The following is a 12,721-nucleotide window of genomic DNA, read 5'->3' as shown; positions in this document are numbered from 1 at the left end:
AAGCGGTGCCCGCCGGGTCGCGACGGGCAGAGTGAGGCCGATCTCGGGCTCAGCCCAGCCGCATCGCCCGCGCGCTGGCCAGATGGTGCGCGTGGGTGATCGCCACCGCCAGCGCATCCGCGGCATCGGCACCGGCGATACGCGCGCCCGGCAACAGGCGACCGACCATCGCATGAACCTGCGCCTTGTCGGCCGCGCCGGTGCCGACCACCGCTTTCTTGACCAGCCGGGCGGCATATTCGCCGACGACGAACCCGGCCTGCGCCACGCACAGCAGGATCACGCCGCGCGCCTGCCCAAGCTTCAGGGTCGATTGCGGATTGGCGTTGACGAATACCTCTTCCACCGCCGCGCCATCGGGACGGTGGGTGGCGATGATATCGGTCAATGCGTCGTGCAACGCGACCAGCCGGCGGGGCAGGGGCTCGCCCGCATCGGTGCGGATCTGTCCGTTGGCGATGTGGGAAAGGCGATTGCCGTCCGCGGCGATCAGGCCCCAGCCGGTCGTGCCGAGCCCTGGATCGAGGCCGAGCAGGATCAGCCGAGCTTCTCCATCACGGCGTCGGGCACGTCGTAATTGCCCCACACCGTCTGGACGTCGTCATCCTCTTCCAGCGCATCGATCAACTTCATCAGCAGCGTGGCGTCGGCCTCGCCGACCTCGACGTGCGTCTGCGGACGCCAGGCGAGCTTGATGCCCTCGGGCTCGCCCAGCACCGGCTCCAGCGCCTTGGAGACTTCGTGGAGCGCGTCCGAGCCGGTCCAGATCGAGTGGCCGTCCTCATTGCTCTCGACGTCCTCGGCGCCTGCCTCCAGCGCGGCCTCGAACACGCGCTCGGCATCGCCCGCCTTTGCCGGATAGCTGATGAGGCCGAGCCGATCGAAGCCGTGGCTCACCGAATTGGGCGCGCCGAGATTGCCGCCATTCTTGGAGAAGCCCAGCCGCACGTTGGTGGCGGTGCGGTTGCGATTGTCGGTCAGCGTCTCGACGATCAGCGCGACGCCGCCCGGGCCGAAGCCCTCGTAGCGGATTTCTTCGTAATTATCGCTGTCGCTGCCCGATGCCTTGTCGATCGCGCGCTTGATATTGTCGTTGGGCATCGACTGGGCGCGAGCGGCGATCACCGCCGAGCGCAGGCGCGCGTTCATTGCCGGGTCGGGCAGGCCCGCTTTGGCGGCCACGGTGATCTCGCGGCTGAGCTTGGAGAAGAGGGTGGAGCGCTTCTTATCCTGCGCGCCCTTGCGGTACATGATGTTCTTGAATTTGGAATGGCCGGCCATGGTTCACTTGCTCGTTCGGCGGAAAATGAGCGGCGTCTAGCCGCCCGGGCCTAAAGCTTCAACCAAGCCTGTCGTGAACCTTTCCCTAACCACATTCGTGCGACTCGCGTCCACGAGGCAATCCCGCCTCGAAGGGCAATGATATGACCTCCATTTCTGGAAGCATGTCCGCCATGTCGATGATGTCGCCGAGCGACCGGATGCAGCAGGCGCTGCAGCAGGCCGTCTCGTCCGGCTCGGTCAAGTCTGCCGACCAGACCGCGCTCACCAGCGCGCTCAGCACCATCGACACGGCGTTGAAGAACGGCACCTCCGCCGCCTCGACCAGCAGCAGCACGAGCGGCACTACCTCGACCAGCGCCACCGACCCCACCTCGATGAAGAGCAAGGTCGATTCGCTGATCGATCAGCAGACGGCGGACGGCAAGCTGACCACCGATCAGGCGACCGAACTGAAGCAGGTGTTCGTCGACGCGGCCAAGTCGATGCACGGGGCGCACCACGCCCATGGCGGCCCGCCGCCCCCGCCGCCGAGCGACGATTCGTCGGACAGCACCGATTCGTCGGACGACAGCCTCGCCAGCCTGCTGGGCACCAGCGCGAGCACCGGCACCAGCTCGACCTCGTCGACGTCATCGACCACGACCGACAGCACGACCAAGGCGATCGATACGCTGATGGCGTTCCTGCAGCAGCTCGAGAAAACCATGACGAGCAGCTCGACCTATGGCGCAAGCGGCACGTCGAACGCGTCGGCCAGCACGACCTCGTCGCTGCTGATCGACAGCAACGCCTGACGCCCCCTATGGCCCGAAGGGCCGGTGCGGGGACTGGGTGGGGGCCCAGTATCCGACGGGAACCTCCCCGTCATGTGCGTCCGGCTAACGCGCAGCATCCGCACCCGCGTTAAGCGGGCTGATGCTCTTTTCCCGCGATGTTTTGCCGCCGCATTTCACATCATTGCAGACGCGAATGCGGCGCCCGTGCGATCAGCCGAGCCCGAGCGCGGCCTTGTAGGTGTCGAGCAACGCTTCCGCTTCGTCGCGGGCATGTTTCTCCATCTTTCGCAGACGGATGATCGCGCGCATCGTCTTGGTATCGTAGCCTTGGCTCTTGGCTTCGTTGTAAACATCGCGAACATCGTCCGCCATGCCCTTCTTCTCTTCCTCCAGCCGTTCGATACGCTCGATGAAGAGGCGCAGCTGCTCGGCTGCCACCGTGTCCGACATTTGATGTCCCCATGATTCTGATGAGCCGCGCGGACTAGCGGCAGACGCCCCGCCTGAAAAGATGCGCGGCGTCGATCCGTCCGATCGGTCGTCGACGGCGCGATGGGGGTGACGTGGGCCGCCGACGCCACTAGGAGCGACCCTGCACGCGGGAGACTAAGATGGCAGAGGGCAGCAACATCCAATTTTCGGAGCGCGAGGCGCTGCTGTTCCATTCGCAGGGTCGTCCGGGCAAGATCGAGATCATCGCCTCCAAACCGGTGGCGACCCAGCGCGACCTCAGCCTCGCTTACTCGCCGGGCGTTGCCGTGCCGGTGCGCGCGATCGCCGCCGATCCGAACGCGGCCTACGATTATACCGCCAAGGGCAATCTGGTCGCGGTCATCTCCAACGGCACCGCGATCCTGGGTCTCGGCAATCTCGGCGCGCTCGCGTCGAAGCCGGTGATGGAAGGCAAGGCTGTGCTGTTCAAGCGCTTCGCCGACGTCGATTCGATCGATCTCGAGCTCGATACCGAGGATGTCGATGCGTTCATCAACGCGGTCGCGCTGCTGGAGCCGTCGTTCGGCGGCATCAACCTCGAGGATATCAAGGCGCCCGAATGCTTCGTGATCGAGCAGACGCTGCGCGAGCGCATGAACATTCCGGTGATGCACGACGATCAGCACGGTACCGCGATCATCAGCGCTGCCGGCCTCATTAACGCATGCTATCTCACCGGACGCGAATTGCATGACGTCAAGGTGGTGGTGAACGGCGCCGGCGCCGCTGCGATCGCCTGCACTGAGCTTATCAAGGCGATGGGCGTGCGGCACGACAACGTGCTGATGTGCGACCGCACCGGCGTGATCTATCAGGGTCGCGACGACGTGAACCAGTGGCAGTCGGCGCACGCCGCCGTCACCGATCGCCGCACGCTGCTGGAGGCGTGCAAGGGTGCAGACGTGTTCCTCGGCCTCTCTGCGGCCGGCGCGCTCAAGCCCGAGATGGTCAAGGAGATGGCGCCGCGGCCGATCATCTTCGCGATGGCCAATCCCGATCCGGAGATCACGCCGCCGGAAGCGAAGGCCGCGCGCCCCGATTGCATCATCGCCACCGGCCGCTCGGATTATCCGAACCAGGTCAACAACGTGCTGGGCTTCCCCTTCATCTTCCGCGGGGCGCTCGACGTGCGTGCCACCGCGATCAACGAGGATATGAAGATCGCCGCCGCACAGGCGCTCGCCAGCCTCGCGCGCCAGCAGGTGCCCGAGGAGGTGGCGGCGGCCTATGGCGGTCATGCGCCGCGCTTCGGCCAGGATTATATCATCCCCGCGCCGTTCGATCCGCGCCTGATGGAGATCGTGCCTGCCGCCGTCGCCGAGGCGGCTATGAAGAGCGGCGTGGCGCGCAAGCCGATCGAGGATCTCGCTGCTTATCGCGAGAGCCTGCGCGCGCGTCTCAATCCGACCACGTCGGTGCTGGCGATGGCGCATCAGACCGCCAAGGCCAATCCAAAGCGCATCGTGTTCGCCGAGGCGGAGGAAGAGGTGGTGCTGCGCGCGGCAATCGCGTTCCGCGACGGCGGCTACGGCACGCCGGTGCTGGTCGGTCGCGACGAGGTGCCCGAGAAACTGCGCGCGCTCGGCATCGAGAATCCGGAAAGCTTCGAGCTGCACAATAGCCGCCATTCGCCGCTGATCGGCGAGATGGTCGACTATTTGTACGGCCGCCTGCAGCGGCGCGGTTACCTCCGCCGCGAGGTCGAGGCGATGGTCAATCAGGATCGCAACATCTTCGGCGCGCTGTTGCTCGCGCTCGGCCATGCCGATGCGATGATCACCGGCGTCACGCGCACCTATAGCCAGACGCTGCGCCAGGTGCTGCGCGTCATCAACCCGAGCGAGGGACGCCGCCCGTGCGGCATCCACGTCATCGTCGGCGATCACCAGACGGTGTTCATGGCCGACACGATGGTGACCGAGCGGCCCGAGCCGAAGGAACTCGCCGCGATCGCCGAGCATACCGCCAACGTCGCGCGCAGCATGGGGCATGAGCCGCGCGTCGCCTTCCTGTCCTTCTCGACCTTCGGCAATCCGGCGGGGACGTGGATCGATAACGTCCGCGACGCGATCCGCCTGCTCGACGAGCGCGAGGTCGGGTTCGAATATGAAGGCGAGATGGCACCCGACGTCGCGCTCGATCCCGAGGTGATGAAGAATTATCCGTTCAGCCGCCTGTCGGGGCCGGCCAACGTGCTGATCATGCCGGGGCTGCAATCCGCTAACATCTCGGCCAAGCTGCTGCGCGAACTGGGCGGCGACACCGTGATCGGGCCGATGCTGGTGGGCATGGAGAAGCCGGTGCAGATCGCCACGATGTCGGCCACGGCGAGCGAGTTGCTGACGCTGGCGGTGCTGGCAGGCGCGGGGATCGCGAAGTAGGCGGCTCGATCCGGCGCGTCATGCCAGCGCAGGCTGGCATCTCCCTGGAGTGAGCGGTGACGCCTGCCGCGGGAGATCCCGGCTTCGCTGGGATGACGATCGTGGTTGGCGGGCGACCAGGCTAACGCGCCGGGCGTATGCCCGCTCTCCTGCGCCGCGTCAGCTCCGCCTTCAGCGCCTCCGGCTTCGGGGCGACGAGGAAGCCGAAGCTGACCGTGCCCTCCTTGGTTTCGACCACGTGATGGAGGCGGTGCGCCTGCACGATCCGCTTCATATAGGCCGAGCGCGGGACGAAGCGGCCGGGCAGGCGGTTGTGCACGATCCAGTCGTGGAAGCCGAAATAGATCGCCCCATAAGCGGCGATGCCCGCGCCGATCCATGTGCAGCCCGGCCACCAGCCGAGCTGCACCCCGCCCAGCAGCAGCACGAACGATGGCACCGCGAAGATCGCGGCATAGAGGTCGTTGAGCTCCCAGTTTCCGGCGCGCGGGCGGTGATGGCTCATGTGCAGGAACCAGCCCGGCCCGTGCATGATCCAGCGATGCGCGGCGTAGGCGAAGCCCTCCATTCCGATAACGGTGAGCAGGAACAGCGCGATTCCGATCGTCCAGGGCATGGCGCCCTATACGTGGGTTCCAATGCCCGCGCGACTATGCTTTAGGGCGGCATCTTTTCCGCACCGCACAAGGAGCGTGTCCCCATGAACATCCACGAATATCAGGCGAAGGAACTGCTCGCGAAATTCGGCGTGGCGGTGCCCGCAGGCTATGCCGCGATGACGGTGGACGAGGCGGTCGAGGCCGCCGGCAAGCTGCCCGGACCGCTCTACGTCGTGAAGGCGCAGATCCACGCCGGCGGCCGCGGCAAGGGCAAGTTCAAGGAGCTGGCGCCCGAGGCGAAGGGCGGCGTGCGCCTGTCCAAGACGCTCGACGAGGTGCGCGCCAACGCCACCGACATGCTCGGCAACACGCTCGTCACAATCCAGACGGGCGAGGCCGGGAAGCAGGTCAACCGCCTGTACGTCACCGACGGCGCCGACATCGCCAAGGAATATTACCTCTCGATGCTGGTCGATCGCGCGACCGGCCGCATCGCCATGGTCGTCTCGACCGAGGGCGGCATGGACATCGAGGAGGTCGCCCATTCGACCCCCGAGAAGATCCGCACGATCACGATCGATCCGGCCGAGGGTTTCCAGCCGCATCACGGCCGCGCCGTCGCCTTCGCGCTCAAGCTGACGGGCGATCTCAACAAGCAGGCGGTGAAGCTCGCCGGCCAGCTTTACGACGCCTTTGTCGGCACCGACATGAGCATGCTCGAGGTCAACCCGCTGGTCGAGACGACCGACGGCCAGCTGCTGGTGCTGGATGCCAAGGTCAGCTTCGACTCGAACGCGCTGTATCGCCACAAGGACGTGTTCGCGCTGCGCGACGAGACCGAGGAGGATCCGGCCGAGGTCGAGGCGTCGAAGTACGACCTCGCCTACATCAAGCTGGACGGCAATATCGGCTGCATGGTCAACGGCGCCGGCCTCGCCATGGCGACGATGGACATCATCAAGCTCAACGGCGCCTTCCCGGCCAACTTCCTCGACGTCGGCGGCGGCGCTTCGAAGGAGAAGGTCACGGCGGCGTTCAAGCTGATCCTGTCCGATCCAGCGGTTGAGGGCATCCTCGTCAACATCTTCGGCGGCATCATGAAGTGCGACATCATCGCCGAGGGCGTCGTCGCGGCGGCCAAGGAAGTGAACCTCCAGGTTCCGCTGGTCGTGCGCCTCGAGGGCACCAACGTGCAGCAGGGCAAGGATATCCTCGCCAATTCGGGCCTGCCGATCGTGCCGGCCGACGATCTGGGCGACGCCGCCCGCAAGATCGTGGCGCAGGTCAAGAAGGCCGCCTGACGCGCGGCTTTACGTATACGTCAATCGACTGCTAAAGGCCGGCGCGCGACGATGGACGCGCGCCGGCCGCCTCGTTTCTGCGGGGCGGGCGGGACGAGGAGAGTGGCATGAAGATCCTGGTGCCCGTGAAGCGGGTGATCGATTATAACGTGAAGCCGCGGGTGAAGCTGGACGGCAGCGGCGTCGACCTTGCCAACGTCAAGATGTCGATGAACCCATTCGACGAAATTGCGGTCGAAGAAGCGGTGCGCCTGAAGGAAAAGGGCGTCGCTACCGAGGTGGTGGCGGTCTCGGTCGGCCCGCAGAAGGCGACCGACACGCTGCGCACCGCGCTGGCGATGGGCGCGGATCGCGCGATCCTGATCCTGACCGACGAGGCGGTCGAGCCGCTCGGCGTCGCCAAACTGCTGAAGGCGGTGGTCGATGAGGAGCAGCCCGGTCTCGTCATCCTCGGCAAGCAGGCGATCGACGACGATGCCAACCAGACCGGCCAGATGCTGGCGGCGCTGACCGGCCGGCCGCAGGGCACGTTCGCGAGCAAGGTCTCGATCGAGGGCGATGCGGTCGAGGTGACGCGCGAAGTCGATGGCGGCCTGGAAACGGTCAGCCTGACGCTGCCGGCGATCGTCACCACCGATCTGCGCCTCAACGAGCCGCGCTATGCCAGCCTGCCCAACATCATGAAGGCGAAGTCGAAGCCGCTCGCGCAGAAGACGCCCGCCGATTACGGCGTCGACATCGCGCCGCGCCTGACCACGCTCAAGGTGGCCGAGCCGCCGAAGCGCCAGGCGGGCATCAAACTCGACTCGGTCGACGCGCTGATCGCCAAGCTCAAGGACATGGGAGTGCCGGCATGAGCGTGCTGCTGCTGATCGAGCATGAAGCGGGCGTCGTGAAGGATGCGAGCCTTTCCGCCGTCACCGCCGCCGCTGCGCTGGGCGAGGTCCACGCGCTGGTGGCGGGCGAAGGCGTCGGCGCGGTCGCCGAGGCTGCCGCGAAGATCGCCGGCGTCGCCAAGGTGCTGGTGGCGGACGATGCGGCTTATGCCCATCATCTTGCCGAGAATGCCGCGCCGCTGATCGTCGGGCTGATGGCGGGTTATGACGCATTCGTCGCGCCGGCCACGTCCAACGGCAAGAATGTCGCACCGCGCGTCGCCGCTTTGCTCGACGTGATGCAGGTGTCGGACGTGCTCTCGATCGAGGGCGCGGACACATTCACCCGGCCGATCTATGCCGGCAATGCGATCGCGACCGTCCAGTCGAAGGATGCGAAGAAGGTGCTCACCGTGCGCGGCACGGCGTTCGCCAAGGCTGCAGTCGAGGGCGGCAACGCCGCGATCGAGCCGGTCGCGGGCACGGGCGACAGCGGCACGTCGCGCTTCGTCGGCCAGGAAATCGCCGCATCCGAGCGGCCCGAACTGACCAGCGCCAAGATCGTGGTGTCGGGCGGCCGGGCGCTGGGCTCGGCCGAGCAGTTCCACGCGCTGATCGATCCGCTGGCCGACAAATTGCACGCCGCGATCGGCGCCAGCCGCGCGGCGGTGGATGCCGGCTATGCACCGAACGACTATCAGGTCGGCCAGACCGGCAAGATCGTCGCGCCCGACGTCTATGTCGCGGTCGGCATCTCCGGCGCGATCCAGCATCTCGCCGGCATGAAGGACGCCAAGACGATCGTCGCGATCAACAAGGACGAGGATGCGCCGATCTTCCAGGTCGCCGATCTCGGGCTGGTGGGCGACCTGTTCACGATCGTGCCGGAGCTGACCGAAAAGCTCTGAGGCGGTACGCGCGCGCGTGAGCGAACATGTGATCGTCGCGGTCGAGGGGCGGGTGGGGCGCCTGCGGCTCGACCGGCCCGAGGCGCTGCACGCGCATACCGAGGCGATGTGCCGCACGATGATCGACGCGCTGCTGGCGTGGCGCACCGATAATCGCGTCGAGGCGGTGCTGATCGATCATGCCGCCGGTCGCGGCTTCTGCGCGGGCGGCGACGTGCGCACGGCGGCGGAGAGCGGCCGGGGCGACGGCGCGGTCGCACACGCTTTCTTCGCCACCGAATATCAGCTCAACCACCTGCTCTACGTCTATGCCAAGCCGATCCTCGCGGTGATGGACGGCGTGACGATGGGCGGTGGGGTCGGATTGGCGCTGCCCGCGCGTTATCGGATCGCGACCGAGCGGACGATGTTCGCGATGCCGGAGACGACGATCGGGCTGTTCCCCGATGCTGGCGCGGGCCGCTATCTCTCGCGCTTGCCCGGACGGATGGGCGAATATCTCGCGCTCACCTCGGCCCGGCTCGACGGCGCGGAGTGCCTGGCGCTCGGGCTCGCGACCCACTTCGTGCCGAGCGCGCGGATCGAGGAGGCCAAGCAAGCGCTGATCGCCGATCCGCGCGCCGCCGACGCGATCCTCGCCGCCTTCGCCGAAGCACCGCCCGCGGCGGCCATCCTCGATCGCATTGCCGATATCGATCGATTGTTCGCCGCCGATCGGCTGGAAGACATGATCGACGCGCTGGCGGCCGATAGCGGCGCCTGGGCGGCCGCGACGCTCGCCAATCTGCGCATCAAATCGCCAACCAGCTGCAAGGTCGCGCTCCGCGAACTGCGCGCGGCGCGCCACCTCACCGATTTCGCCGACGAGATGCGAATGGAATATGGCCTCGCCTGGCATCTCTGCCAGCGCCACGATTTCATCGAGGGCGTGCGTGCATTGCTGGTCGACAAGGACAATGCGCCGCGCTGGGATCCGTCGACGCCCGAGGGCGTCACCGATACGATGCTCGATACGATCTTTGCCCCGCTGCCGCCCGAGGCCGCATGGGAGCCGCTCCGCCTTTAGGGAGATTCGATCATGGCCGAATATGAGACATTGCTGGTCGAACGCCACGATGCCGTCACCCTTGTCCGGCTCAACCGTCCGCAGGCGCTGAACGCGCTCAATGCGCGCATCCTCGCCGAACTGCTGGAGGTCGCGCGCGCCTATGACGCCCATCCCGGTCAGCTTTGCCTGATCGTCACCGGCAGCGAGAAGGCGTTCGCCGCCGGCGCCGACATCAGGGAGATGGAGGCGGCCGGTTTCGCCGATATGTATGGCGAGGACCGCTTTGCCGGCTGGGACGTCTTCGCCCGCACGCGCAAGCCGGTGATCGCGGCGGTGGCGGGCTTCGCGCTCGGCGGCGGGTGCGAGCTGGCGATGATGTGCGACTTCATCATCGCCGCCGACACCGCGAAATTCGGCCAGCCGGAGATCAAGCTTGGCATCACTCCCGGCATGGGCGGATCGCAGCGGCTTGCGCGCGCGGTGGGGAAGGCCAAGGCGATGGAAATGTGCCTGACCGGGCGGATGATGGACGCGGTCGAGGCCGAACGCGCCGGCTTGGTCGCGCGCATCGTTCCCGCCGCCGAACTGATCGACGAGGCGCTGAAGACCGCCGCCGCCATCGCCGCGATGCCGCCGCTCGCCGCGATCGCCGCCAAGGAGATGGTCGACGCCGCGTTCGAGACCCCGCTCGCGCAGGGCATCGCGTTCGAGCGGCGCCTGTTCAACGGCCTGTTCGGCACCGAGGATCAGAAGGAAGGCATGCGCGCCTTCGTGGAGAAACGGCCAGGCAGCTTTACGGGGCGCTGATGGTTGATTCTGCGTCATTCCGTTCGCCCTGAGGAGGCACTGAGCCTGTCGAAGTGCCGTCTCGAAGGGTGGCCTGGCGGTTCGAGACGAGGCTTCGACTTCGCTCAGCCTCTCCTCACCACGAACGGTTAGCTGGTTGAGCGGATCATCCGCCTATTGGGGCGCCGCCGCGCGCGCCAACCGGTCGTTGATCGCGAGGCCCAGCCCGCTGCGCGGCACCGGGGCGACGGCGATCCGCTCGGCCGGCGCGGCGTCGGCGGCGTGGAGCAGATCGAACAGGCGCGCCGCCGCCTCGATCAGGTCGCCCGCCGGTGACAGCGAGGCGTCGCCGGCGATGGCGCCGAAGCCGATCAGCCATTCGTCCGGCGCGGCGCTCGTCGCATCCAGCCGGAGCGGCTTCGACGGAGCGTAATGATGCGCGAGCTGGCCGGGCGCCTCGATCGCGTCGCTGCCGGCACCGGCGATCGGCAGCCCGGCGGCTTCGGCCAGCGCATCGGGCGCGATCGGTCCGGGCCGCAACAGGCGCAACCCGTTCGCGCCCACCGCGACAATGGCCGATTCGAGCCCGACCGCGCAGGCGCCGCCATCGACCACCAGCGGAATGCGCCCGCCGAGCGAGCGCAGCACGTGCGCGGCGCGCGTCGGGCTGATCGTGCCGCTGGCATTGGCGGAGGGGGCGGCGAGCGGCAGCCCGGTCACGCGCAGCAGCGCCTGCATGGCAGGGTGTGCCGGCACGCGCAGCGCGATCGTGGCGAGCCCCGCCGTCGTCAGCCGCGCGATCGGCGTGCCGTCGCGCAGCGGAGCGACAATCGTCAACGGCCCCGGCCAGAATCGCTCGGCCAGCCGCAAGGCCGGCGCGGGCAGATCGGCCAGCGCCTGCGCGGCAGAGAGATCGGGAACGTGGACGATCAGCGGATTGAAGCTCGGCCGCCCCTTGGCCGCATAGATGGCGGCAACGGCCGCGGCATCGGTTGCGTCGGCCGCGAGGCCGTAGACCGTCTCGGTCGGAATCGCGACCGGCTGGCCTGCGCGGATGAGCGCGGCCGCGCGCGCGATGCCCGCATCGTCGAACGGCAGGATCGACGTCTCGCTCATCGACGGCTCAGACCGGCACGCGCTCCAGCAGGTCGGCCGGGTCGATCGCGAGGCGGCGGATGCGGCTGGCGATTTCTGGCCATTCCTCGCTTAGGAAATGCGCGCGCGCGGCGGTGCGCAGCCGGCCCGCCGCGCCGGGGCCGACGAACATGCCGACGCCGCGGCGGACGGTGACGAGGCCGTCATCCTGAAAGCTTTGATAGGCCTTGGCGACGGTCAGCGGGTTCGCCCCCTGCTCGGCGGCGAAGGCGCGGACCGAGGGAAGTGCCTCGCCCTCCTGAATGCGCCCGTCGAGGATCATCGCCACGATCTCGTCGCGGAGGCGGAGATAGACGGGGCGGTCGGATGCAACCATGCGTGGTGCTGTCCTAACACAGCGCAGCGCAGGAAACAACCAATGCACAATGGCCGCATCGGCCGCAATATCGTTACGCGGGCGACCAGGTTGAGATAACGCTGTTGCGCTCGGGACGGGGTCGTTCGTCGAGCGGACGAGTCGGCGAACCGATGAACATGAAGCCGGCAATACGCTCGCCGGGCTGGCCGAAGGCGTCGCGCACCGCGTCCGAATAGGCAGCCCAACCGGTCAGCCAGCCGCCGACAAAGCCTTCGGCATGCGTTGCGACCAGCATCGCCATGCAGGCGGCGCCAACCGACAATTCCTGCTCCCAGATCGGGATCTGGCTGGCATGGGCGGGGGCGGACAATGCGACCACCAAGGTCGGCGCCTGGAAGGCGAACTGGCGGACCGTCTCCATCTCGGCGGCGCCGGTCGCGGGCCGGTCGAGGCGATAGGCTTGTTCCAGCAATGTCGCGAAATCCTCGCGCCGCGTGTCGGGCACGATCACGAAGCGCCATGGGGCGAGCTTGCCGTGATCGGGCACGCGGATCGCCGCGCCCAGGATACGGTCGAGCTGATCGGACGACGGGCCGGGCGCGGCCATGTCGCGCGGCTTGCCGGAGCGCCGGGTCTGCATGAGGGCGGCCGGCGAGGAGAGATCGTTGAACATCGCGGGCGGCGTTACCAGCCGCCATGCATCACAACAATCGGGTTCGGATGCACCCGACGCAAAGCCGCTTTACGGCCGTATCGATCCTCGCCATGGTCGGCGCCAATCCCCGTTCAGAAAGTGGAAGCCGCTTGATCCGCACGCT

At 67.4% G+C, this 12,721-nt stretch carries 14 protein-coding genes; 7 read left to right on the top strand and 7 right to left on the bottom strand.

Annotation, left to right across the window (positions count from 1 at the left end; genetic code table 11):
* Positions 1-49: 49 nt before the first annotated feature.
* Entirely contained in the window at positions 50-541 is a 492-nt protein-coding gene (gene ruvC, locus K8P63_RS13425; RefSeq protein WP_223799826.1) for a crossover junction endodeoxyribonuclease RuvC, read from the bottom strand.
* Positions 538-1,281, bottom strand: a complete 744-nt coding sequence (locus K8P63_RS13420) for a YebC/PmpR family DNA-binding transcriptional regulator (RefSeq protein WP_223796529.1) — start codon at positions 1,279-1,281, stop codon at positions 538-540. The genes ruvC and K8P63_RS13420 overlap by 4 nt, the downstream gene beginning before the upstream one ends.
* A gap of 173 nt (positions 1,282-1,454) precedes the next feature.
* Between K8P63_RS13420 and K8P63_RS13415 the strand changes: the two genes are divergently transcribed.
* Entirely contained in the window at positions 1,455-2,078 is a 624-nt protein-coding gene (locus K8P63_RS13415) for a hypothetical protein (protein WP_223796528.1), read from the top strand.
* A gap of 192 nt (positions 2,079-2,270) precedes the next feature.
* On the opposite strand, the gene K8P63_RS13410 is transcribed toward K8P63_RS13415, so the two are convergent.
* Complete coding sequence (locus K8P63_RS13410; protein WP_223796527.1) at positions 2,271-2,510, bottom strand: DUF2312 domain-containing protein; 240 nt, start codon at positions 2,508-2,510, stop codon at positions 2,271-2,273.
* A 161-nt stretch (positions 2,511-2,671) separates the two neighbouring features.
* On the opposite strand from K8P63_RS13410, the gene K8P63_RS13405 reads away from it, so the two are divergent.
* Entirely contained in the window at positions 2,672-4,933 is a 2,262-nt protein-coding gene (locus K8P63_RS13405) for an NADP-dependent malic enzyme (protein ID WP_223796526.1), read from the top strand.
* A 121-nt stretch (positions 4,934-5,054) separates the two neighbouring features.
* Here K8P63_RS13405 and K8P63_RS13400 read toward each other — a convergent pair whose 3' ends face one another.
* On the bottom strand, positions 5,055-5,549 hold the full coding sequence (locus K8P63_RS13400; RefSeq protein WP_223796525.1) for a sterol desaturase family protein: 495 nt from the start codon (positions 5,547-5,549) through the stop codon (positions 5,055-5,057).
* An 84-nt stretch (positions 5,550-5,633) separates the two neighbouring features.
* Here K8P63_RS13400 and sucC point away from each other — a divergent pair, with 84 nt between their 5' ends.
* The 5 genes from sucC to K8P63_RS13375 all read left to right on the top strand — a co-directional run bounded on the left by sucC (position 5,634) and on the right by K8P63_RS13375 (position 10,471).
* Positions 5,634-6,833, top strand: coding sequence for an ADP-forming succinate--CoA ligase subunit beta (gene sucC / locus K8P63_RS13395; protein ID WP_223796524.1), 1,200 nt, complete (start codon positions 5,634-5,636; stop codon positions 6,831-6,833).
* Between the two features lie 107 nt (positions 6,834-6,940).
* Entirely contained in the window at positions 6,941-7,690 is a 750-nt protein-coding gene (locus tag K8P63_RS13390; protein WP_223796523.1) for an electron transfer flavoprotein subunit beta/FixA family protein, read from the top strand.
* Complete coding sequence (locus K8P63_RS13385) at positions 7,687-8,616, top strand: electron transfer flavoprotein subunit alpha/FixB family protein (protein WP_223796522.1); 930 nt, start codon at positions 7,687-7,689, stop codon at positions 8,614-8,616. Before K8P63_RS13390 ends, K8P63_RS13385 begins: the two co-directional genes overlap by 4 nt.
* A gap of 16 nt (positions 8,617-8,632) precedes the next feature.
* A complete protein-coding gene (locus K8P63_RS13380; RefSeq protein WP_223796521.1) occupies positions 8,633-9,682 on the top strand; it encodes an enoyl-CoA hydratase/isomerase family protein in 1,050 nt (349 codons plus the stop codon).
* 12 nt (positions 9,683-9,694) lie between these two features.
* On the top strand, positions 9,695-10,471 hold the full coding sequence (locus K8P63_RS13375; protein ID WP_223796520.1) for an enoyl-CoA hydratase: 777 nt from the start codon (positions 9,695-9,697) through the stop codon (positions 10,469-10,471).
* A gap of 153 nt (positions 10,472-10,624) precedes the next feature.
* Here K8P63_RS13375 and K8P63_RS13370 read toward each other — a convergent pair whose 3' ends face one another.
* The 3 genes from K8P63_RS13370 to K8P63_RS13360 all read right to left on the bottom strand — a co-directional run bounded on the left by K8P63_RS13370 (position 10,625) and on the right by K8P63_RS13360 (position 12,576).
* A complete protein-coding gene (locus tag K8P63_RS13370) occupies positions 10,625-11,566 on the bottom strand; it encodes an L-threonylcarbamoyladenylate synthase (protein WP_223796519.1) in 942 nt (313 codons plus the stop codon).
* Between the two features lie 7 nt (positions 11,567-11,573).
* On the bottom strand, positions 11,574-11,921 hold the full coding sequence (locus K8P63_RS13365) for a GntR family transcriptional regulator (protein WP_223796518.1): 348 nt from the start codon (positions 11,919-11,921) through the stop codon (positions 11,574-11,576).
* Positions 11,922-11,994: 73 nt separating this feature from the next.
* Entirely contained in the window at positions 11,995-12,576 is a 582-nt protein-coding gene (locus K8P63_RS13360) for a nitroreductase family protein (RefSeq protein WP_223796517.1), read from the bottom strand.
* Between the last annotated feature and the right edge of the window lie 145 nt (positions 12,577-12,721).

The sequence above is a fragment of the Sphingomonas nostoxanthinifaciens genome, from assembly GCF_019930585.1.
Lineage (GTDB): Bacteria > Pseudomonadota > Alphaproteobacteria > Sphingomonadales > Sphingomonadaceae > Sphingomonas_I > Sphingomonas_I nostoxanthinifaciens.
This window is presented reverse-complemented; position numbering and strand designations above follow the sequence as displayed.

Bases quoted from the DNA above. Each gene is read 5' to 3' on its own strand.
- K8P63_RS13405 (WP_223796526.1), top strand. From the start codon at position 2,672: ATGGCAGAGGGCAGCAACATCCAATTTTCGGAGCGCGAGGCGCTGCTG.
- K8P63_RS13410 (WP_223796527.1), bottom strand. From the start codon at position 2,510: ATGTCGGACACGGTGGCAGCCGAGCAGCTGCGCCTCTTCATCGAGCGT.
- K8P63_RS13365 (WP_223796518.1), bottom strand. From the start codon at position 11,921: ATGGTTGCATCCGACCGCCCCGTCTATCTCCGCCTCCGCGACGAGATC.
- K8P63_RS13390 (WP_223796523.1), top strand. From the start codon at position 6,941: ATGAAGATCCTGGTGCCCGTGAAGCGGGTGATCGATTATAACGTGAAG.
- K8P63_RS13385 (WP_223796522.1), top strand. From the start codon at position 7,687: ATGAGCGTGCTGCTGCTGATCGAGCATGAAGCGGGCGTCGTGAAGGAT.
- K8P63_RS13370 (WP_223796519.1), bottom strand. From the start codon at position 11,566: ATGAGCGAGACGTCGATCCTGCCGTTCGACGATGCGGGCATCGCGCGC.
- K8P63_RS13420 (WP_223796529.1), bottom strand. From the start codon at position 1,281: ATGGCCGGCCATTCCAAATTCAAGAACATCATGTACCGCAAGGGCGCG.
- K8P63_RS13375 (WP_223796520.1), top strand. From the start codon at position 9,695: ATGGCCGAATATGAGACATTGCTGGTCGAACGCCACGATGCCGTCACC.
- K8P63_RS13415 (WP_223796528.1), top strand. From the start codon at position 1,455: ATGTCGATGATGTCGCCGAGCGACCGGATGCAGCAGGCGCTGCAGCAG.
- K8P63_RS13360 (WP_223796517.1), bottom strand. From the start codon at position 12,576: ATGTTCAACGATCTCTCCTCGCCGGCCGCCCTCATGCAGACCCGGCGC.
- sucC (WP_223796524.1), top strand. From the start codon at position 5,634: ATGAACATCCACGAATATCAGGCGAAGGAACTGCTCGCGAAATTCGGC.
- K8P63_RS13400 (WP_223796525.1), bottom strand. From the start codon at position 5,549: ATGCCCTGGACGATCGGAATCGCGCTGTTCCTGCTCACCGTTATCGGA.